Source organism: Hymenobacter miniatus (genome assembly GCF_016427455.1).
In the GTDB taxonomy this organism is placed as follows: Bacteria; Bacteroidota; Bacteroidia; order Cytophagales; family Hymenobacteraceae; genus Hymenobacter; species Hymenobacter armeniacus.
The window spans coordinates 414,890-434,301 of record NZ_JAELXR010000002.1 but is presented as its reverse complement, the minus strand read 5'-3'; the positions used below and the strand labels follow the sequence as shown (position 1 = coordinate 434,301).

18 protein-coding genes are annotated in these 19,412 nt (G+C 61.9%); 10 read left to right on the top strand and 8 right to left on the bottom strand.

From position 1 onward, the window contains the following. Nucleotides 1–34: 34 nt before the first annotated feature. The 4 genes from JAO73_RS04935 to JAO73_RS04920 form a co-directional block, all read right to left on the bottom strand. Nucleotides 35–637: a Uma2 family endonuclease gene (locus tag JAO73_RS04935; RefSeq protein ID WP_198976041.1), complete on the bottom strand. Its 603-nt coding sequence runs from the start codon at nucleotides 635–637 to the stop codon at nucleotides 35–37. A gap of 207 nt (nucleotides 638–844) precedes the next feature. Next, nucleotides 845–1,222, bottom strand: a complete 378-nt coding sequence (locus tag JAO73_RS04930) for a hypothetical protein (RefSeq protein ID WP_198976040.1) — start codon at nucleotides 1,220–1,222, stop codon at nucleotides 845–847. Between the two features lie 71 nt (nucleotides 1,223–1,293). Further along, a complete protein-coding gene (locus JAO73_RS04925) occupies nucleotides 1,294–1,530 on the bottom strand; it encodes a hypothetical protein (RefSeq protein ID WP_198976039.1) in 237 nt (78 codons plus the stop codon). 245 nt (nucleotides 1,531–1,775) lie between these two features. Further along, entirely contained in the window at nucleotides 1,776–2,489 is a 714-nt protein-coding gene (locus JAO73_RS04920) for a hypothetical protein (protein WP_198976038.1), read from the bottom strand. Between the two features lie 968 nt (nucleotides 2,490–3,457). On the opposite strand from JAO73_RS04920, the gene JAO73_RS04915 reads away from it, so the two are divergent. Together JAO73_RS04915 and JAO73_RS04910 are read left to right on the top strand one after the other, a co-directional pair. Further along, nucleotides 3,458–5,341, top strand: a complete 1,884-nt coding sequence (locus JAO73_RS04915) for an ABC transporter ATP-binding protein (protein WP_198976037.1) — start codon at nucleotides 3,458–3,460, stop codon at nucleotides 5,339–5,341. Between the two features lie 117 nt (nucleotides 5,342–5,458). After that, complete coding sequence (locus tag JAO73_RS04910; RefSeq protein WP_198976036.1) at nucleotides 5,459–6,073, top strand: DUF4136 domain-containing protein; 615 nt, start codon at nucleotides 5,459–5,461, stop codon at nucleotides 6,071–6,073. A gap of 210 nt (nucleotides 6,074–6,283) precedes the next feature. Here the strand turns inward: JAO73_RS04910 and JAO73_RS04905 are convergent, their stop codons facing one another. Both JAO73_RS04905 and JAO73_RS04900 read right to left on the bottom strand, forming a co-directional pair. Continuing rightward, the gene (locus JAO73_RS04905; protein ID WP_198976035.1) at nucleotides 6,284–7,294 is read right to left on the bottom strand and encodes an XdhC family protein; all 1,011 of its coding nucleotides are present in this window, start codon (nucleotides 7,292–7,294) and stop codon (nucleotides 6,284–6,286) included. A gap of 3 nt (nucleotides 7,295–7,297) precedes the next feature. Then, nucleotides 7,298–8,722: a urate hydroxylase PuuD gene (locus tag JAO73_RS04900; RefSeq protein ID WP_198976034.1), complete on the bottom strand. Its 1,425-nt coding sequence runs from the start codon at nucleotides 8,720–8,722 to the stop codon at nucleotides 7,298–7,300. Nucleotides 8,723–8,945: 223 nt separating this feature from the next. Here JAO73_RS04900 and allB point away from each other — a divergent pair, with 223 nt between their 5' ends. The 8 genes from allB (at nucleotide 8,946) to JAO73_RS04860 (ending at nucleotide 17,667) form a co-directional block, all read left to right on the top strand. Further along, nucleotides 8,946–10,283: an allantoinase AllB gene (gene allB, locus JAO73_RS04895; protein WP_198976033.1), complete on the top strand. Its 1,338-nt coding sequence runs from the start codon at nucleotides 8,946–8,948 to the stop codon at nucleotides 10,281–10,283. 4 nt (nucleotides 10,284–10,287) lie between these two features. After that, entirely contained in the window at nucleotides 10,288–11,541 is a 1,254-nt protein-coding gene (locus tag JAO73_RS04890; protein ID WP_198976032.1) for an allantoate amidohydrolase, read from the top strand. A gap of 3 nt (nucleotides 11,542–11,544) precedes the next feature. Then, complete coding sequence (allE, locus tag JAO73_RS04885) at nucleotides 11,545–12,291, top strand: (S)-ureidoglycine aminohydrolase (protein ID WP_198976031.1); 747 nt, start codon at nucleotides 11,545–11,547, stop codon at nucleotides 12,289–12,291. 70 nt (nucleotides 12,292–12,361) lie between these two features. Continuing rightward, on the top strand, nucleotides 12,362–12,871 hold the full coding sequence (uraD, locus tag JAO73_RS04880) for a 2-oxo-4-hydroxy-4-carboxy-5-ureidoimidazoline decarboxylase (protein ID WP_198976030.1): 510 nt from the start codon (nucleotides 12,362–12,364) through the stop codon (nucleotides 12,869–12,871). Beyond that, entirely contained in the window at nucleotides 12,868–13,206 is a 339-nt protein-coding gene (gene uraH, locus JAO73_RS04875) for a hydroxyisourate hydrolase (RefSeq protein WP_198976029.1), read from the top strand. Before uraD ends, uraH begins: the two co-directional genes overlap by 4 nt. A 133-nt stretch (nucleotides 13,207–13,339) precedes the next feature. Next, nucleotides 13,340–14,779, top strand: a complete 1,440-nt coding sequence (locus tag JAO73_RS04870) for a DUF6986 family protein (protein ID WP_198976028.1) — start codon at nucleotides 13,340–13,342, stop codon at nucleotides 14,777–14,779. 196 nt (nucleotides 14,780–14,975) lie between these two features. Continuing rightward, complete coding sequence (locus JAO73_RS04865; RefSeq protein WP_233168690.1) at nucleotides 14,976–15,863, top strand: sugar phosphate isomerase/epimerase family protein; 888 nt, start codon at nucleotides 14,976–14,978, stop codon at nucleotides 15,861–15,863. Nucleotides 15,864–16,053: 190 nt separating this feature from the next. Beyond that, nucleotides 16,054–17,667, top strand: a complete 1,614-nt coding sequence (locus JAO73_RS04860; protein WP_198976027.1) for an amidohydrolase — start codon at nucleotides 16,054–16,056, stop codon at nucleotides 17,665–17,667. Nucleotides 17,668–17,708: 41 nt separating this feature from the next. On the opposite strand, the gene JAO73_RS04855 is transcribed toward JAO73_RS04860, so the two are convergent. After that, nucleotides 17,709–18,206 carry a hypothetical protein gene (locus JAO73_RS04855; protein ID WP_198976026.1) on the bottom strand — a complete coding sequence of 166 codons (498 nt, stop codon included), beginning with the start codon at nucleotides 18,204–18,206 and terminating at the stop codon, nucleotides 17,709–17,711. Between the two features lie 191 nt (nucleotides 18,207–18,397). After that, complete coding sequence (locus JAO73_RS04850; protein ID WP_198976025.1) at nucleotides 18,398–19,363, bottom strand: hypothetical protein; 966 nt, start codon at nucleotides 19,361–19,363, stop codon at nucleotides 18,398–18,400. Between the last annotated feature and the right edge of the window lie 49 nt (nucleotides 19,364–19,412).

The window sequence follows — 19,412 nt, the reverse complement described above, 5'->3', positions numbered from 1 at the left end:
GGGCTTCTGTCGTTAATCCTGCGGGCCGAGCTTTTTACACCGCCGCGTCAAACACCTCGCTCCACTCCACGGCCAGCCCGGGCAGCACCGTGACGGGCATGGGGCCGGGCGCGGCGTACTCGCCGGCCACCTCGTAGCGGCCGTGCGCGTCCAGCACGTAGGCCAGCACGGTGTGCTCGCCGGGAAACACCACCCAGTACTCGCGCACCCCGTTTTCCTCGTAGAGGTCGAACTTCGTTTTGGTGTCGTGCTTGAGGTTGCCGGGCGACACGATTTCGATAATCCAGTCCGGGGCCCCCACGCAGCCGCGTTCGTCCAGCTTGGCGGGGTCGCACACTACTAGGATGTCGGGCTGCACCACGGTTTGCACCTGCGCATCGCCCGCGCCCACGTTGCGCGTGAGGCGCACGTCGAACGGGGCGTGGTACATCTCGCACGGGCTGCGCCGCAAATGGCCTTCAATAACGTATTCCAAGCGCCGCGATAATTGCTGGTGTCGGCGGCTGGCCCCGGCCATTGGCCGCAGCACCTTGCCCTTTATCAGCTCCACATGCTCGTCAAGCTGCCACGTTAGGTAATCGGCGTAGGTATACACGCCGTTGGGGTCGAGCTGCGAGAGGCAGGTGATAGGGCCCATGGCGAAATGCGGTTGAAGGGGTTTGCGGGGCTCAAACAAAGATACAGCGGCTGACTAAGGTCGCCGGTAGTGTATTGGTTCCCGCCGCCCGCCAGAACCGCCAGCAGCCCCCGCCGCTGGCGGGGCTGGGGCTGCTGGGGAAACGTTGGGGCGTAGCTGGGTTTCTGAGAAGCTGTCGGGGCTGCGGCGGCTTGGGAAATCGAGCGGTTACTTAGCAGAGGCGTTTTTGCTTTGCCAGTATCGAGCATATTCCTCGGCTAACATTCCTCCCGGGATGAATCGGTCGGGCAAAGCACCATATGTCTGAACAGCATACGCTACGGCTTCTTCGACCGAATCAAAGACAGCACTTTCGTCAGCATCAGGGTCCAACAGAGAAAACTCAGGCACGAGTTGCCACTCTGCATCGCCTTCATCGAACGATTCTAGATAAGTGACGCTGTATTGGTGCCCCTCCGCTGGAGCGATGTAGAGCCACTTTATCACCGTGTACTCGCCTTCGTCGGCATGGCCCAGCCATTGTTCGACTTCCTTGCCGGCGTGAACCCGGGCCTTTAATTCCAATCGGGAGAGGTATAACGCCATGTGTGCAGCAGATTAATAGATATACAAGAAAACGGGCGGAAGCCAAACGCTCTCTCGAAACAAAAAGCGGACTAATGCAGCACTTCTGGCCTTGGCGTTTTTTTGAAATATTCTTGCGGAATGGTCCAAATCGCCGGTTTGAATCGCTCTTCTTCGACGGGCTTTCCTGCTGGGTCGTTGCCGCCAAACCACACGGCAATATGTTCTTCTGGAATATCCTCGTCTCCGTAGCGGCCAGCAAGCGCCACGACGATGCACAATAGGCCGTCAAATTCTAAGAAGTCGCCTACTTGAATGTTGGATTCCATACTTCAATTGTGTAAAACGGTGGTTCAGGCTGCTAGTTAGTGCTTAATTCCGAGCATCCGAGTAGCCCCCTTACGCCCGGCCGTCAAATCCCGCTGGCGCGCGTCTCCGACGCCCAGTCCGGCACGCGTCGGAGACGCGCGCCAGCGGGGAACCAAACCCACCATCCATAAAAAAGGCCCTCACCGTCAGGTGAGGGCCTTTTTCGTGGTCGTGCCAAGCCGCCGCACCGCCGCGCTGGCTGCCCCTATACCGCCCCGTCGAGTTTCGGCAGGGTTGCCTTTTTGGCCTTGCGGGCGGGCAGGCCCCGCCGCTTGTTGGCCTCCTTGAAGGCCGCATAAAAGGCCGGCCACTGAAACGCCGGGTCCGCATCGGTGCGCTGGCCCTTGAGCAGCGTCTCCATCAGGCGCAGGGCGGCGCTGAGGCGGCGCAGCAGCTCCGGCAGCGCCAGCGTGGCCAGGCGCGGGGCGGCTTTGGCGTCGGTCTGGTCGTCGGCGGCGTCTTCGAACAGCTTCGCCGCGTCGGCCGGGGCCTGAATCACGGCATCGGTCAGGCGGTAGTCTTGGCGCACCTGGGCGGGCAGGGCCGCCACGGCCTTCACCAGGTCGCGCACGTGGTTCACGTCCTCGGTGGCCTCGCCGTAGCGCACGTCGGCGTAGGAGAGGGTGAAGGCCTGCTTCAGCCCCAGCTGCCCGGTGGCCAGCGCGTAGCCCACCGCCTTGGCCGAGAGCGTGGCCGTGGCCTGCGCCATTTTTTCGCGGGCGTCGTCCTTGTCGGTCGTCGCGGACGTGGTGCGGGTGTCCTGGGTTTGCTGCTGGGCCTCGATGGCGGTCACCAGCTCGGCGCGGTCGGTGTTGGCGGCTTGCAGGGGCAGGAAGTCCGCCAGCTCTTTGGGATAATCGGCGGCGACCAGGCCCACGCGCTGGCCGCTGTCGAGGATGGAGGTGTCTTGGGCATCCATAAAAAGGGTAGTTGGGTTGGGAATGATGAGGCAGTAAGCTACCAATTCTCCCCCGTAGTAGGTAGGTATTCCCGACGTTGTGCCCCTTGTCTTCCCCGCTATCCGCTCCTGTTCGCCGTGGACGGGGTTTTAGCCGCCAAAAATTTGTTGGGGCCGGAGCCTGGCATGTAAGAGCGGCCACGTGGCGTGTAGGAGCAAGCCCGTGGCGTGTAGGAGCAGCCGCTTGGCGTGTAGGAGCATGCCCGAGACGTGTAGGAGGAGGCGCGAGACGTGTAGGAGCAGCCCCGTGGCGTGTAGGAGCAAGCCCGTGGCATGTAGGAGCGCGCCCGAGATGCGTAGGAGCACGTCCGTGGCGTGTAGGAGGGGCCGCGTGGCGTGTAAGCGGCCCCGGCCGGCACCGCCAGCAGCCCCCGCCGCTGGCGGGGCGGGGGCTGCTGGGAAACGTTGGGGCGTAGCTGGGTTTCCTAGAAGCTGTCGGGGCTGCGGCGGGCGGTTGGGTGCCTTTAGAAAACCGAGCCTATGCTTGTGTGTGCGTAGGTCTGGTGAACAGCAATGCCTTTCCCAGCGCTAAGCATCCGATGACCAAACAAGCGTTGGCCACGAATTGCCAGACGTGGTAAGTGTTTGGCGAGTAATACCCACCGAGTATGAAGTACTCCTTGAACTCGTATTGCAAGGGAAACTTGTCGTACACTTCCAAGCTAATAACCTTGTACTGTTCGTCCAGCTTGTCAAAGACGTACCGTCCGTGTGTCAAATAAAACCCCAAGGGCAAGACTAACACCCACCACAAGCGAGGACGAAACCAGTTGCGCAGCATAGTTGATAAGGTTAATTATCGGAATCGTTCAGCAAAACGACGGATTCAGCTGCTAGTTAGTGCTTAATTCCGAGCATCCGAGTAGCCCCACCCCCTGCCAAAACGGCCGCCCCCCAAACCCGGCCCCAACCTTGCCCACGCCCGGGCCATGTTTGACTTCCTGAAATCCATCTCCGCCAAGAACCCCAACGCCGGGCGCGGCCCCGAAAAGCCCGCCGTGAGCGTGCGCGAGCGGGTATCGGCCCTGCGCCACCTGCCCGCCTTCCTGAAACTCATCTGGGCCACCAGCCCCGCGCTGGCCTCCGCCAACCTCGTGCTGCGCCTGCTGCGCGCGTTTCTGCCGCTGGCCACGCTCTACGTCGGCCGCCTGATTATCGACGACGTGGTGGCCCTCACCAAGCTGCCCGCGGCCGCCCGCCAGCTCACGCCCGTGCTCACCCTCGTGGGCCTCGAGTTCGGCCTCGTGCTGCTCGCCGATGCCCTGGGCCGCGGCGTGGCCCTGCTCGATTCGCTGCTCGGCGACCTCTTCGCCAACCAGTCCTCCATCCGCCTCATGGAGCACGCCGCCCGCCTCGACCTCGACCAGTTCGAAGACAGCACCTTCTACGACAAGCTCGAGCGCGCCCGCCGCCAAACCCTCTCCCGCACCGTGCTCATGAGCCAGGTTCTCAGCCAGGGCCAGGATTTCATCACCCTCGTGCTCCTCGCCGGCGGCCTCGTGGCCTTCCAGCCCTGGCTGCTGGGGCTGCTGCTGCTGGCCGTGGTGCCCGCCTTCCTCGGCGAGTCGCACTTCAACGAGCGCAGCTACTCCCTCTCGCACTCCTGGACGCCCGAGCGCCGCGAGCTCGACTACCTCCGCCAAACCGGCGCCTCCGACGAAACCGCCAAGGAAGTCAAGATTTTCGGCCTCTCCGATTTCCTCATCGGCCGCTTCCGCACCCTCTCCGACGACTTCTACCGCCAAAACAAATCCCTCGTGCTGCGCCGCGCCGGCTGGGGCACGCTCTTCGCCGCCATCGGCGCCGCCGGCTACTACGGCGCCTACGTCTACATCATCGCCCGCACCGCGGCCGGCAGCATCTCGCTCGGCCAGCTCACCTTCCTGGCCGGCTCCTTCGCCCGCCTGCGCGCCCTGCTCGAAGGCATCCTCAGCCGCTTCAGCTCCGTGGCCGACGGCGCCTTGTATCTGCAGGATTTCTTCGACTTCTTTGCGCTCCGGCCGCGCATCGTGCGCCAGGAGCTCACCGGCGAACGGCCCATTCCCTTCCCCCGGCCTATTCAGCAGGGTTTTCAGTTTGAAAACGTCGGCTTCCAGTACAAGAATGGTACAAAATGGGCCATTCGCAACCTGAGCTTCACCCTGCAAGCCGGCGAAAAGCTGGCCCTCGTGGGCGAAAACGGCGCCGGCAAAACCACCCTCGTCAAGCTCCTGGCCCGCCTCTACGACCCCACCGAAGGCCGCATCCTCCTCGATGGCCACGACCTGCGCGAGTACGACCCCGCCGAGCTGCGCCAGGAAATCGGCGTCATCTTCCAGGATTTCGTGCGCTTCCAGCTCCCCGCCGGCCAAAACCTCGCCGTCGGCCGCATCGAGGAGCGTCACAACCAGCCCCGCATCGAAACCGCCGCCCACCAAAGCCTCGCCGATACCGTCATCGCCAAGCTGCCCGGCGGCTACAACCAGATGATTGGCCGCCGCTTCAACGGCGGCGTGGACCTGAGCGGCGGCGAGTGGCAGAAAATCGCCCTCGGCCGCGCCTACATGCGCGACGCCCAGCTCCTCATCCTCGACGAGCCCACGGCGGCGCTAGACGCCCGCGCCGAATTTGAAGTCTTCCAGCGCTTCAAGGAGCTGACCCAGGGCAAAACCGCCGTGCTCATCAGCCACCGCTTCAGCACCGTCCGCATGGCCGACCGCATTTTGGTGATTGAAAACGGCCAGTTCGTGGAAATCGGCTCGCACGAAGAGCTGCTGGCCAAGGGCGGGCGTTACGCGGAGTTGTTTGCCTTGCAGGCGGCTGGCTACCGCTAGAGCCGCGAATAGGCCCGAAAAATTACAAACCGCAGAATTTTTCGGGCCGGCGGCCAACGCTAAGTGCCTTAGGTTTCGTACATTGGTAATCACTTTAACCAGCCGTACGTCCTTCGCATGAAACCCACCATTACGCTTGTTATCCTCGTCGCATTGGCCTTATCCGGCTGCATGACCACCCGCGAAGCGCGGGTAGATTCCGACTACAGCTACCGCGGCAATTTCCGGCGCTACCGCACCTACGATTTTGTGAGCGGCACCGGCCTCACCTCCGACAGCAGCCGCCTGGGGCAGTCGCTGCGCGAGGCCATCCAGCAGCGCTTCATGGCCCAGGGCTACAAGCTGGCCCGCCGCCGCCCCGACATGCTGGTGAACTTCCGGGTGTACGAGGGCGACATGAACTTCCACGGCTTCCAGCAGGAAGACCTCAGCCAGTGGATTAAGCGCAACATCGAGGAAACCGACGAAACGCCCAAGGAGGACCGCCAGGGCTACCAGCCCGTGCGCCTGCTGCTGGCCGAAGGCACGCTGCTCGTCACCCTCATCGACGTGAAAACCAACCGCGCCGTGTGGAACGGCTACGCCTCGGGCGTGACCGTACCCGAAGGCCCCATGGGCGAAATCGTGCTCAAGCGCTCCGTGCGCTCCATTCTGGACCGCTACCGCGTCTTCACCGAAGAATTTGCCAACGGCAACATCAGCCCCAGCGGCGCCAGCGACGCCGACCGCTAGGGAATTGCCCGGTGGCGCAAGGGAGCGCCTGTCGTTGCGAGCGCAGCGCGGCAATCCTTCCTCTCTGTGCGACCAGCCTTCTACTGTGAAAAGCCCCGGCACTGCGCAGTGCCGGGGCTTTTTGGTTTTACACGTGAACGTCATGCTTCGCTGCGCGCTGCGCTCGCAATGACAGGCGACTGCACGCGTCCGGGCTAACGCGCCATAGGGTCAAGGCTTCTGCGCTGCTTCCCGCCGCACCTGAATCAGCTCGGCCGCGATGCTGATGGCAATTTCCTCCGGCGTCTGGCTGCCGATGGGCAAGCCGATGGGACCCCGCAGCCGGGCAATTTGCTGCGCCGAAAAACCGGCTTCCTGCAGCCCGCGGCGCAGCTCGGCCACTTTGGCCACGCTGCCCATCACGCCCAGGTAGCGAAAGGAGCGGCCCAGCAGCTGGCGCAGCACCACGGCGTCGGTGCGGTAGCCCACGGTCATCACCACCACGTAGCGGTGCGCGCCGGCGGGAATTTCGGCCGCCACGTTTTCGTAGTCGACCAAAATGCGGTGGTGGGCGGCGTCGTTGGCTTCCAGCGTGGGCAGGTCGAGGCGGTCGTCGAGTACGGTCAGCTCAAAGTCGAGCTCGGCCAGCACCCGCGACAATGCCAAACTGACGTGCCCGCCGCCCACAATGGTAAGCTGGTCGCGAAAGCCCAGCCGCTCGCGGTACTGCCACTCCAGGCCCGGCTGGAAGGCGTAGAAAGGCGTTTCGGTGGTTTCGGCGGCGGCTGTGGCGGGAGGCGTTTCGGCCGGGTGCAGCTGTAGGCCCGCCGTTGGGCTGATGCTGAGTGAGCCCGGGCTGCCAGTCTGCAGGCTGGTTGCAATAGCTGCTACCGTGGGCAAATCAGCGGCCGCCAAGGGCCACAGCAACACTTCCTGCTCGCCCGAGCACATCATGCCGGAGCGGTCGGTGGGCGCCTCGCGGCGGTGAATCTGGGGGCGCAACAGCGGCGCGGCGTCGGCCTCGCGCAGACGCTGGCGGGCCAGCTCCACCCACTTGTGCTCCATAATGCCGCCCCCGATGGAACCGGCTACCTCGTCGGGCGTCACGGCCATCTTGAAGCCCTGGCGGCCGGGGCTGCTGCCCTCGCTGCGCACCACGCACAGCAGCGCCACCGGCGTGCCCGCCCGCAGGCTGGCCGCTGCCAGAACCCAAACGGGTAGGTCGCGGGGAGTGGCGGGCATGCGTTACTGGTTTTTGGCGCCCTGATTAATCCAGCAGGCAATGAGGTCGCGCTCCTCCTGGGTAATCTGGGTTTTGTTGTTCTGGGGCATGGTTTTGGTCACCACCACGCGCTGCATGATTTTGTCTTTCAGGCGGATGATGTCCTCGGGCGTGTCATATACCACGCCGTTGGGCGGCGACTTGAATACGTCGTCGGTGGGGTGGGAGGAGTGGCACTGAATGCAGCGCTTCTGCACAATCAGGTTTACCTGGCTCATGGGTATTTCCTGGGCGCAGGCCGAGGCCGCGCCCGCCCCGCCCGCGCCGGTTTGAGCCGGCGGGGCCGTCACAAACACCACGCCCAGCAGCAGGGCCACGGCGGCCGGCAGCACCCACACGGCCGTATCGGTCTGGTGCTTTTCGCGCAGGTTCAGCCAATGCTTCACGCCGGCGGTGCCCAGCGTGATGGCCGCCAGAATGGCCCAGGGGTAAGAGTGGCCGAAGGTGCTGGGAAAGTGGTTGCTGACCATCACAAACAGCACCGGCAAGGTGAAGTAGTTGTTGTGCAGCGAGCGGGCCAGGGCATTCTTGCCCAGCGTGGGGTCGAGCGGCGTGCCTTCGGTGGCGGCCTTCACCATGGCCTTCTGGGCCGGAATAATGGTGAAGAAAACGTTGCCCACCATGAGCGTGCCCAGCATGGCGCCGAAGTGGATGTAAGCTGCCCGAGCGCTGAAGACCTCGGCGTAAAAAAACGCAAACCCCGTGGCCAGCAGAAACCCCACCACTTTAAACCAGGGGCTGCGCACAAATGCCGTGCGGCACAGCCCGTCGTAAATCAGCCAGGCCGCTACAAACGAGCCCACCCCGATGCCCACGCCCGCCAGCGGCGAGATGTCGAGCACGCGCGGGTCAATGAGCATGGAGCTGGCGTTGAAGTAATACACCACAAACAGCAGGCTGAAGCCCGAGAGCCAGGTGAAGTAGGCCTCGTATTTGAACCAGTGCAGGCTTTTGGGTATTTCCTTGGGCGCCGTCTTGTACTTCTCCAGGTAATAAAACCCACCGCCGTGCACGGCCCAGAGGTTGCCGGCTAGCTCCTCGCGCACGTTGTCGGTGCGGTTGAGGGCGTTTTCGAGGAACACGAAGTAGAAGGACGCCCCAATCCAGGCGATGCCGAAGGTGATGTGCATGAGGCGCACCACAATGTTGAGCCACTCCATGATGTGGCCCGACCAGGGCGAGTCGCGCGCCAGCACGTAGCAGATGCCCACCCCGGCAATGACGGCCAGCAGCATCAGCGCATACGAATAGCCTTCGAGCGTGAAGCCGCTGTTGCCCACGGCGCCGCCGCCGGGCCGGGTTTTGGCCACGCGCTGCAGGGCATAAATGACGCCCAGCAGCAGCAGAAACGCCAGTATCAGGGAAAGGAGGGTAACGTATTGGAGCATGTGGGGAGCAGTGGCGCGCGAAAGCAGAGAATAATCTGCCGTCATGCAGAGCGCAGCGAAGCATCTCGCGTGCAAGGGTGACTCAGCTGTTTGGTTTAGTTGCGGCACGCGAGATGCTTCGCTGCGCTCTGCATGACGGGCTGAATGGCGTTGGCCGCTTGCCCGTCGTCCAAATTAATTAAACCGGGAAAAAGCCCCCAATTTAGCGCCAAACTTCTCCTTCATGTCAATACTCGCTTTGCGCAGCCAGCGCGTCGTCGTGCCCGACGGCGTGCGCGCCGCCACCATCCTCCTCGAAAACGGCCGCATCAGTGCGCTGCTGGCTCACGACGCCGACGTGGCCGGCGCCGAACTCCTCGACGTGGGCACCCACGCCGTGCTGCCCGGCGTCATCGACCCGCACGTGCACATCAACGAGCCCGGCCGCACCGACTGGGAGGGCTTCGACACGGCCACGAAAGCCGCCCTGGCCGGCGGCCTCACCACGCTGGTCGACATGCCGCTCAACTCAGCGCCCGTCACCACGTCGGTGGCCAATCTGGAAATCAAGCGCGCCGCCACGCAGGGGCAGCTGCACTGCAACGTGGGCTTCTGGGGCGGCGTGGTGCCCGGCAACGCGGCCGAGATAGAGCCGTTGATTGCGGCCGGGGTGCTGGGTTTTAAAGCTTTTCTGACGCACTCCGGCATTGATGATTTTCCGAATGCAACCGAAGCTGATTTGCGGCGGGTGATGCCCGTGCTGGCCCGGCACGGGCTGCCACTGCTGGTACACTGCGAGTTATCGGAGGACAACGACGAGTGGAAAAAAAATGACCACCGCTCGTACCCTAACTACCTGGCTTCGCGCCCCAAAAAGTGGGAGGACGAGGCCATTGCGATGATGATTCGCCTGTGTGAAGAAACCGGCTGCTGGGTGCACATCGTGCATTTGTCGTCGGCCAATTCCATTGCGCCCATTGCCGCGGCCAAAGCCCGGGGCCTACCCCTGACCGTGGAAACCGGCCAGCACTACCTTTATTTCAACGCCGAAGACATTCAAGACGGCCAGACGCAGTTCAAATGCGCGCCGCCCATCCGCGAGAAAGCCAACAACGACCAGCTGTGGGCCGCGCTGCAGCGCGGTGTTATTGACTTTGTGGCCACCGACCACTCGCCTGCGCCGCCCGATTTGAAGCAGCTTGCCAGCGGCGACTTCACCACCGCCTGGGGCGGCATTGCCTCGCTGCAATTTGCCCTGCCCGTGCTCTGGACGGCCGCCCGGCAGCGCGGCGCCAGCCTGAACGACCTGGCGAAGTGGCTGAGTGCGAACCCCGCCAAGCTGGCCGGCCAACACCAGCGCAAGGGCCAGATTACCGTGGGTTTCGACGCCGATTTGGTGGTGCTGGACCCTGAAAAGACGTTTGAAGTCACCGCGGAACTCATTCGGCACAAACACAAAGTGTCGCCTTACATTTGCCAGGAATTGGCGGGCGTGGTGGAATTAACTTTCCTGGCCGGTGAACAAGTTTACCAGCGCCCCAACGCCCTTCGCCTCAACCACGGCAACTTTTTAACCCGGTAGCTGGATGCAGCAGGAATACTTAGCGCGCGCCGCGCGCATCATGCAGCGCATTGAGCAGCTGGCCGCCATCAGCGAAGACGCCGACGGCGTGACGCGCACCTTCGGCACGCCCGCTTTTCTGCAGGGCCGCGCTCTGGTGCAAGGCTGGATGCAGGCTGCCGGCCTGCCCACCCGCGTCGACGGCATTGGCAACCTGCGCGCCCGGCTGGAAAGCCAAGCCCCCGCGGCCAAAACCTTCGTGCTGGCCTCGCACATCGACACGGTGGTGAATGCCGGCAAGTTCGACGGGCCGCTGGGCGTGCTCATGGGGCTCGATTTGCTGGAAAACCTCATTGCGCAAAAAGCTGAGCTGCCGTTCCACATCGAGCTGATTGCCTTCAGCGACGAGGAAGGCGTGCGCTTTCACACCACCTACCTGGGCAGCAAAGTGGTGGCCGGCTCCTTCGAGCCCGCCTGGCTCGCGCGCCCCGACGCGGCCGGCATCACGCTGGCCCAGGCCCTGGAAGCCATGGGCGCCGACGCGACCCAACTTGCAACGGACGCCATGCCGGCCGCCGACTGGCTGGGCTATTTTGAGATGCACATTGAGCAGGGACCGGTGCTGTGGGAGCGCCACGTGCCCGTGGCGCTGGTGACGGCCATTGCCGGCCAGCAGCGCGTGGAGCTCACCTTCCGGGGCATGGCTGGCCACGCCGGCACCGTGCCGATGAGCATGCGCCAGGACGCCTTGTGCGCCGCCGCCGAGTTTGTGCTCACCGCTGAGCAGTTTGCCCAGGTGCACGGCCGCGGGCTGGTGGCCACCGTGGGCAAGCTGGCCATCAGCCACGCGGCCAGCAACGTGATTCCCGGCGAAGTGACCTGCAGCCTCGACCTGCGCAGCCCCGACGAAGCGCAACTGCCCCAGGCCTACGACTACCTCCGCAGCCACGGCGAGGCCGTGGCCGGCCACCGCAACGTGGCGCTGGACTGGAAACCGGTGCAGCAAACGGCCCCCGTGACCTGCGACGCCCATCTGAACGAGCTGCTGGCCCAAGCCATTGCCGCCAGCGGCCACGAAACCATTCCGCTGGTGAGCGGCGCCGGCCACGACGCCGTGCCCATCTCCTTCGTGGCGCCGGTCACCATGCTGTTCATTCGTTGCTACCAAGGCATCAGCCACAACCCGTTGGAGAATGTGGAGCTGCCCGATTTGGCGGCCGCCGTGGCCGTGGCTGACCGGTTTGTGGCCCTTCTCCGCACCCAATATCCTACCCGCTAACCCATGGAAATGTCCGCCCTGACGCGCTCAGTTGTGAAGCGCAACCACGCCATCATTGCCCCCGATGGCTACATCAACAGCAACGTGCCCGGCTGGACCGGCTGCACCACCAACGTCATCATCAACGAGCAGATGGGCGCCCGCCTCTGCCAAACGCTTGTCACCCTTACCGAGGCCGGCCGCGTGCAGGGCGAAACCGAGGCTTCGCAGATTTTCTTCTACGTGGTGCAGGGCAATTGCACGGCCACCGTGGGCGGCGAAACCCGCGCGCTGAAAGCGGGCGAATACGTGTACGTGCCCGTGGGCCAGCGCTACGATTTTAGCCAGCCCGAAGCCAGTACGCAGCTGCTCACTTTCCACAAAGTGTACGAGCCGCTGGCGGGCCACGCCACGCCGGGCGTATTTTGGGGCGAGCGGGACTACAATAAAGCGCCCATCTACATGAACGACGAGGCCCTGCGCATCCAAGAATTGCTGCCGAATGAGCCGGGCTTCGACATGGCCGTGAACATCTTCACTTACGGCCTCGGCGGCAACCTGCCCATGGTGGAAACGCACATCATGGAGCACGGCCTGATGTACCTCGAAGGACAGGCCATCTACATGCTCGACCAATGCTGGTACCCGGTGAAAAAAGGCGATTCCATCTGGATGGCGCCCTATTGCCAGCAATGGGCCACGGCCATGGGCCAGGAGCCATCGGTGTACATCTACTACAAGAACGTGAACCGGTTTCCGACGGTGATGTAGCGCAGACTTTTAGTCCGCGAATAGAACCGCCAACTGCGTACTCGCGGACTAAAAGTCCGCGCTACATTTTATGACCCTAGCCGAATTAAATAACTTGCCCAAACCCGCCCTGGCCGAAACCCTGCAAAAATGCTGCGGCGCCTCGGCGTGGGTGGAGAATATGGTGGCCTTATTTCCAATTGCCGACGCCGAAACGCTGATGCAACAAGCCACCGCTGTCTGGAATAAACTCAGCGAAGCCGACTGGCGCGAAGCCTTCACGCACCACCCCAAAATTGGCGGCGACGTGGCAGCTTTGCGCGAAAAATTCGCCAGTACCAGCACCTGGGCCGAAGGCGAGCAAGCGGCGGTGAAACAGGCTTCCCAAGCCACGCTGGAAGCGTTGGCCGCGGGTAATACGGCTTATGAGCGGAAATTTGGCTACATCTTTATTGTCTGCGCCACGGGGAAATCGGCGGAAGAAATGCTGGCGTTGTTGCAGGCGCGAATGCCCAATAAACCCGAAGACGAAATTCTACTTGCTGCGGGCGAGCAGGATAAAATTACCCGCATTCGCCTCGAAAAATTACTTGCCGCATGAGCCAGATAACTACGCACATTCTCGATACCACCAAGGGCAGGCCAGCGGCTAATGTGACCATTGCGCTGCTGCGGCAAGCGGGCAACAACTGGCAGGAAATAGCGCGCGGCGTAACGAATAAAGATGGCCGAATTGCCGATTTATTGCCCAAGGAAACGCAGTTGGAATTGGGGATTTATAAAATGAAATTTTTCACGCAGGAATATTTCGCGCAGGACGGCACGGCGAATTTTTATCCGTTTGTAGAAATCGTTTTTGACGTGGCTACCACCGAGCATTACCACGTGCCGCTGCTGCTCAATCCCTTCGGCTACGCCACCTACCGCGGCTCCTGAACGGTGTAGAGACGCACTATTTTGCGTCTCGGCGTTGAACGACCGGGGCCGCACCGCCTGCGCACACTACACAACATCAGCAACGACGAGACGCAATATTTTGCGTCTCTACCTCGCTTTATCAATTCCCACCATGAAACTCAGCCTCCAAGATTCCGCCAAAACCGCCCTGCTCGATGAGCTGGGCGTGGCCAACCGCCATTTCCAGCAGGTATACCCCGGCGACAAGCCCGACCGCCAGCCCGTGCACACCGTGTACGGCGGCGCTAACCTCTTCAAGGCCGACACCTGCAAGCGCATGGGCGACATCGCCCTCAACAACCTGCAGACCTACGCGCCCAATTTCGTGGAGCTGGCCCGCGTGCTCCAACTCAAAAACCACGAGCACCTGCCCGTGCTGGAAAAGGACATCTACGAACTGACAGCTAGGCTGGACGCCATGACGGCCGAAGAGCGCAAGCAAGAGCCCGCCTGGCTGGCGTACTCGGTCTACAACAAGATTGTGCAGAAGCTGCAGCGCGAAGCCGTGGAAGACTTCCGCGTCGATTTTGAAGACGGTTTCGGCAACCGGCCCGATGCCGAGGAGGACGAAACCGCCGTGCGCGCCGCCCGGGAAGTGGCCAAGGGCATGGCCCAGGGCACGCTCTCGCCGTTTATCGGCATCCGCATCAAGCCTTTCACCGAAGATTTGAAGGCCCGCGGCGTGCGCACGCTCGATATTTTCCTGACCACGCTGCTGGAAGAAACCGGCGGCAAGCTGCCCGACAATTTCGTGGTGATGCTGCCCAAAGTGACCATTCCGGAGCAGATGACGACGATGGTGCGCCTGTTTGAGCTGCTGGAGCAGGCCAACAATCTGGCCCCCGGCACCCTCAAAATGGAAACCATGGTGGAGGCCACTCAAATTGTGATGGACGAGGAAGGTCGCAACCCGCTCATGCGCATCATTCGGGCCAGCGAGGGGCGCTGCGTGGCCGCCCACTTTGGCACCTACGACTACACGGCCAGCTGCGGCATCACGGCCAAGTACCAGACCATGGCCCACCCCGTGTGCGACTTCGCCCACCACATGACCAAGGTGGCGCTGGGCGGCACCGGCATTTTCCTTTCCGACGGCGCCACCAACGTGATGCCCATCGGCCCGCACCGCGGCGAGAACCTGAGCTACGCCCAGTTGCGCGAAAACCAGGACTCCGTGCACAACGCCTGGCGCCAGGCCTACCACCACACCACGCACTCGCTCATCAACGGCCTCTACCAGGGCTGGGACCTGAACCCCGCGCAGCTGCCCATGCGCTACGCCGCCACCTACAATTTCTTCCTGAGCAGCTACGACGACGCGGTGCATCGCCTGAAAACCTTTGTGGAGCGGGCTGCCATTTCCACCCTCACCGGCGATATTTTCGACGACGCCGCCACCGGCCAGGGCCTGCTCAACTTCTTCCTGAAAGCCCTGAACTGCGGCGCCATCTCGGAGGAGGAAATCGAAGCCACGGGCCTCACGCGCGACGAAATCAACACCCGCTCGTTCTACCGCATTCTGGAAGGCCGCCGCAAAGCCGCCGTGGCGTAAGCCGGCCAGCAGCAAAACAGCAACGCTATGCGAAGCCCGGGAAGGGCCTTCTCCAGAAGGTCTTTTTCCCGGGCTTCATATTTGCGTACTTGTGGCGGTCTGCCGCCGGGCGGGGCCGTGTTTGCGGTGGCCTTCTTTATGCCCGGTGGCCGGTGCGGCCCGTCTTTTTTGTCCATCAACCCAAGCCCGTTTGCTCATGATGACTTCCCGGCGCGATTTTTTGGCTTCGGCTGCGCTGCTTGCTGCCGGCCTGGCGGTGGGGCCCCCGTTGCTAGCGGCGCCCCCGAAAAAATACCTCGGCGTGCAACTCTACACCGTGCGCGAGGCCATGGAAAAAGACCCCGCCGGCACCCTGGCGCGGCTGGCCAGCATCGGCTACAATGCGGTGGAAGGCGCAACCTACACGGGCAGCCAGAAATTCTACGGCCTGACGCCCTCCGAATTTGCGGCGCTGCTCAAGCAAAACGGCCTGCTAATGCCCAGCAGCCACTACCGCCTGGGCGAGGAGCCCACGAACGGCGCCCCGACCCTGGGCACCCTGCTGCACGGCTGGGACCGGGCCGTGGACGATGCCGCCGCCGTGGGGGCGAAGTACATGGTGTGCGCCTACCTCGCCCCGGCCGAGCGGGGCACCCTCGACCACTACAAGTACGTGGCCGACCAGCTCAACCGGGCCGGCGAGCGCTGCCAACAAGCCGGCTTGCAGCTCTGCTACCACAACCACGACTTCGAGTTCGTGCCCCAAGCCGGACAGCGGCCCTTCGACCTGCTCCTGGCTACCGACGAGAAGCTCGTGCAACTGGAACTGGACCTGTACTGGGCCACCAAAGCCGGCCAAGACCCAGTAGCTCTGTTTCGGCAGCACCCCGGCCGCTTCCCGCTCTGGCACGTGAAAGACATGGCCAAAACCCCCGAACGCGCTTTCACCGAAGTAGGCAACGGCGTCATTGATTTCAAGAAAATCTTCGCCCAAGCGAAACAGGCCGGCTTGCACTATTTTTTCGTGGAGCAGGACACCACGCCCGGTTCGCCCTTCGACAGCCTGACACAGAGCCTGGCCTACATCAAGAAAAATCTGGTGTAAACAATTTAGTTGACCAATCCCAGAGCAGCACCTCCAATAGTAAGAAAAATGGCTTTTTGAAGGCTGTTTAAATATCCGGTAAAAGCTATGTAGATTTGGCCGGGCGCACCGTCTCGATGCGACTTCCACAACCCGGTGAAACCACATGCGCTGCGCATTAAAATCCATCTCATTAGCTGTTTCCCTGCTGATGGCGTCGGCCGCCGCGGCGCAGCAAGCCGCGCCCGACTACGTGCTCACCGGCGGCAAAATCTTCACCGCCGACCCGGCCCGGCCCTACGCCCAAGCGCTGGCCGTGCGCGGCGAGCGCATCGTAGCCGTGGGCAGTACTGCCGAAATTGCCCGTTTGGCTGGCCCGCGCACCCGCCGCGTTGACCTGCGCGGCCGCACCGTGGTGCCGGGCTTCAACGACGCCCACACGCACCTGCCGCCGGGCCACCTGCCGGGGCATTTTTTCGACTTTCCCAAGGCCGACATGATACCCGGCCCCCGCAGCGCCCAGGTGCTGGACACGGTGGCCGCCCTGGCCGGCCGGGAGCCGGAAGGCAGGTGGCTGATAGGCGAAATTGGGCGCGACGCGCTGATGGACCCGCAGTTGCGCCGCGCCGACCTCGACCTGGTGGCGCCCCGGCACCCGGTGCTGCTGCGCACGCCCTGGGGCCACGGCAGCATCGTGAACACGGCCGCGCTGCGCCTGCTCGGCGTTGAGGATTCCGACGTGGCCCCGTTGGGCGGCGCCTACGGCCGACTGCCCGACGTGGGCCAGCTCAACGGCCTGCTGAGCGAGTACGGCGACTGGGCCCCGCGCCGCACTTTCAGTGGCAAAATAGCCGATTCGACCTGGGTGCACTCCCTCAAAGCTTACGGCGCCGAGGCTCTGCGTTTCGGCATCACCAGCGTGCAGGACATGGCCGACGGCCTGCCGCCCGACCAAACCATTCGGGTAGTAAAAGCCGCCGGTCTGCCCCTCCGCCTGCGTGTCATCCCGTTTCCGATGACCTCCAAACGGGGCATCAACCGCCGCGAATGGACTGGCGTGGAGCGTCACCCCGCGCCCCGCGCCCGCGTGGATGGCGTCAAATACATCCTCGACGCGACGCCGCTGGAAGGCGGCGCCCTCATGCGGCGTCCCTATCCCGGCCGGCCCGGTTGGTACGGCCAGCTCAATTTCCCCGTCGACACCGTGCGCCAGCTACTGCGCACCGCCCTGGCCGGCTCCGAGCCGCTGATGCTGCACATTTCCGGCGACAGCACGGCCAGCCTGGTCCTGCGCCTCATGAGCCAGCTGGGCGACGCCGCCACCTGGCGCCAAAAGCGCGTCCGCTTCGAGCACGGCGACGGCTTGGCTGCCGATTTGCAGCCCCGAGCCCGCGCGCTGGGCATTGTGGTGGTGCAAAATCCTTCGCACTTCATCAACGCCGCCCTGGACCCGCAGCACGGCGCGCCGGCCACCCTGCGCGGCTCTTTTCGCTCGTTGCTGGAAAGCGGCATTCCCTTCGCGCTGGGCTCCGATGGCCCATCCAACCCTTACCTGAACATCTTGTTTGCCTGCACCCTGGCCGACCCCAAAGAAACCCTGACCCGCGAGCAGGCCGTGCGCGCCTACACCGCCGGGGCTGCTTACGCCGAGTTTCAGGAGCAGCAAAAAGGCACGCTGGCGCCCGGCAAGCTGGCCGATTTGGCGGTGCTCTCGCAGGATATTTTCACGGTGCCGCTGCCGGCCCTGCCCGGCACCGTGAGCGAGCTGACGATGGTGGGCGGCAGGGTGGTATATGAGGCCGCGCCGGTTGCCAAAAGCCGTTGATGCCTGCAAATGGTCAGCGAAGCAGGTAAGGCGCCTCCGTACTACAGCCAAGCGGCGCTGAGGGCATACGACACGGCCATAACCCCCGAGAAAACGGCGCTGGCCATGAAGCGCCGGCCGGTGGCCACGCGGTTCTGAATGTAGTAGTTGGCCGCCAGCGAAACCGGGGCGTTCAGCAGGAAGGAGCGGCCCGCCACGGGCAGCAGCGCCAGCGACAGCGTTTCGGCCGCGCCCCCGAACACGCCCAGAAACACGTAGTGCCGGGCAATCCAGAGCGGGTTGAAGTAGAGCAGGGTGAGGGCCGCGCGGCTGGTTTTGCGCAGCTGGCTGCCCTCGGGGCGCACCGGCACCCGCGCATCGAGCCAGCGGAAATAGGCCGGTACCTCCGTGGAGTAAAGCAGGCCGCCCACCAGGGCCATGCCCAGCAGCCGCAGCCAGCTAAACTGATGCAGCAACAGCGCGGCGGCGGTGTCGCCAGCCGCATAAATCAGGAAGCCTTGCACGTGGGTGCCAAGGGGAATAGAGCGGGTAAGTTGCAAGTAGGGAGGGGGTTCGTAAAAATCGGGGTGCAAAATTACGAAAACCCTTTCCGGCGTCATAGGTGCGGCGAAAGAAAACGGCGGACGATGGGAGGTCTGCGCTGGCCGAGCTACTGCCCCAAAGCCATGCGCTGCGGCAGAAACGAGAAGAGGCTGAAGCTACGGGAGCTTCAGCCTCTTCTCGTTTCTATTTAATTTTCGCTTGTAGGAATGTTTTCTTCCTTGCAATAGGTGAGTATGTCGGCTTCTGATTTGAAAGAAGTATCACAAAACTCTTCAAGCTCCCTTTCGCTTGATTTTACATAGCCGTCTTGTGCTTTTAATATCTTATCAATTTTATCGATGAATTTATTAAAATTGTCATTGATGTTGCATAGTTTGTCAATTGTCTTGAAATCAAGGCTTTTAAATCTTGAAGGATAAAGAATTTTGCTCTCGTAAGGATTGGCTTTTATTTCTATCACGCCAATACCGAATGACTGGTTTAGTCTGCTGATTTCGTCATTCAGATTGTCGCTTATTTCGAAAGCAACCAAATAGCCAAAATTAGCCCAGCTTGAATTTGATACTGCTTGAAAATAAGCTTGCTTCAAATCATAGTCAGTATTTATCTCTCGCTTCAATTCGTAAGAGGTTATCTTAAAAGACTCTGCAACGCTAATGGATTTAATGAAGCTTTGGCTGGTTTTCGTGTGAAGACTGGCGAACTCAACTCCAACCATATCTGGATGAATCCATTTTTGGTTGCTGTCTTTGCTATTCGAAGATTGTTCGTGATAGATTGTTTTAGAAGAAATATTGACGCTTTTCAGATACGTGCTAAATAGCTTATGTAAGCTTCTTTCACTATAGCTCGCTTGTTTCTGAATTAGCGATGGTGCTACTTGATTAATAGTACCTGATACAGGAAAAAGAGATTCTTCATACTTACTTAAATAGTAGCTGAAATTTCCTTTCCCAGTACTTATCCTTTTTACTCTGGAATCCCCTTTGCGAACAAAGTCGCCAAGCAGTGCCGAAACTGTAGAAGCAGGAGTTTTGGCAGACCCAAAGTCATAGTAAGCCTTATTGTTGATATGCCCACATACATCGTTGTGAGTTACTATTTTTCCTAATTCCTCTAAGGATATTAGGATAGCCTCTTTCAGATTCATCATTGAATGTTAGGGTTCTGTTTTAGGTAAAGATGCATTGCCGCAGCATTAT

Coding starts and splice junctions, on each gene's coding strand:
- JAO73_RS04865 (WP_233168690.1), top strand. CDS start 14,976: ATGATGACTTCCCGGCGCGATTTTTTGGCTTCGGCTGCGCTGCTTGCT.
- JAO73_RS04915 (WP_198976037.1), top strand. CDS start 3,458: ATGTTTGACTTCCTGAAATCCATCTCCGCCAAGAACCCCAACGCCGGG.
- JAO73_RS04890 (WP_198976032.1), top strand. CDS start 10,288: ATGCAGCAGGAATACTTAGCGCGCGCCGCGCGCATCATGCAGCGCATT.
- JAO73_RS04900 (WP_198976034.1), bottom strand. CDS start 8,722: ATGCTCCAATACGTTACCCTCCTTTCCCTGATACTGGCGTTTCTGCTG.
- JAO73_RS04860 (WP_198976027.1), top strand. CDS start 16,054: ATGGCGTCGGCCGCCGCGGCGCAGCAAGCCGCGCCCGACTACGTGCTC.
- JAO73_RS04920 (WP_198976038.1), bottom strand. CDS start 2,489: ATGGATGCCCAAGACACCTCCATCCTCGACAGCGGCCAGCGCGTGGGC.
- JAO73_RS04930 (WP_198976040.1), bottom strand. CDS start 1,222: ATGGCGTTATACCTCTCCCGATTGGAATTAAAGGCCCGGGTTCACGCC.
- JAO73_RS04850 (WP_198976025.1), bottom strand. CDS start 19,363: ATGATGAATCTGAAAGAGGCTATCCTAATATCCTTAGAGGAATTAGGA.
- JAO73_RS04925 (WP_198976039.1), bottom strand. CDS start 1,530: ATGGAATCCAACATTCAAGTAGGCGACTTCTTAGAATTTGACGGCCTA.
- allB (WP_198976033.1), top strand. CDS start 8,946: ATGTCAATACTCGCTTTGCGCAGCCAGCGCGTCGTCGTGCCCGACGGC.
- JAO73_RS04910 (WP_198976036.1), top strand. CDS start 5,459: ATGAAACCCACCATTACGCTTGTTATCCTCGTCGCATTGGCCTTATCC.
- allE (WP_198976031.1), top strand. CDS start 11,545: ATGGAAATGTCCGCCCTGACGCGCTCAGTTGTGAAGCGCAACCACGCC.
- uraD (WP_198976030.1), top strand. CDS start 12,362: ATGACCCTAGCCGAATTAAATAACTTGCCCAAACCCGCCCTGGCCGAA.
- uraH (WP_198976029.1), top strand. CDS start 12,868: ATGAGCCAGATAACTACGCACATTCTCGATACCACCAAGGGCAGGCCA.
- JAO73_RS04905 (WP_198976035.1), bottom strand. CDS start 7,294: ATGCCCGCCACTCCCCGCGACCTACCCGTTTGGGTTCTGGCAGCGGCC.
- JAO73_RS04935 (WP_198976041.1), bottom strand. CDS start 637: ATGGGCCCTATCACCTGCCTCTCGCAGCTCGACCCCAACGGCGTGTAT.
- JAO73_RS04870 (WP_198976028.1), top strand. CDS start 13,340: ATGAAACTCAGCCTCCAAGATTCCGCCAAAACCGCCCTGCTCGATGAG.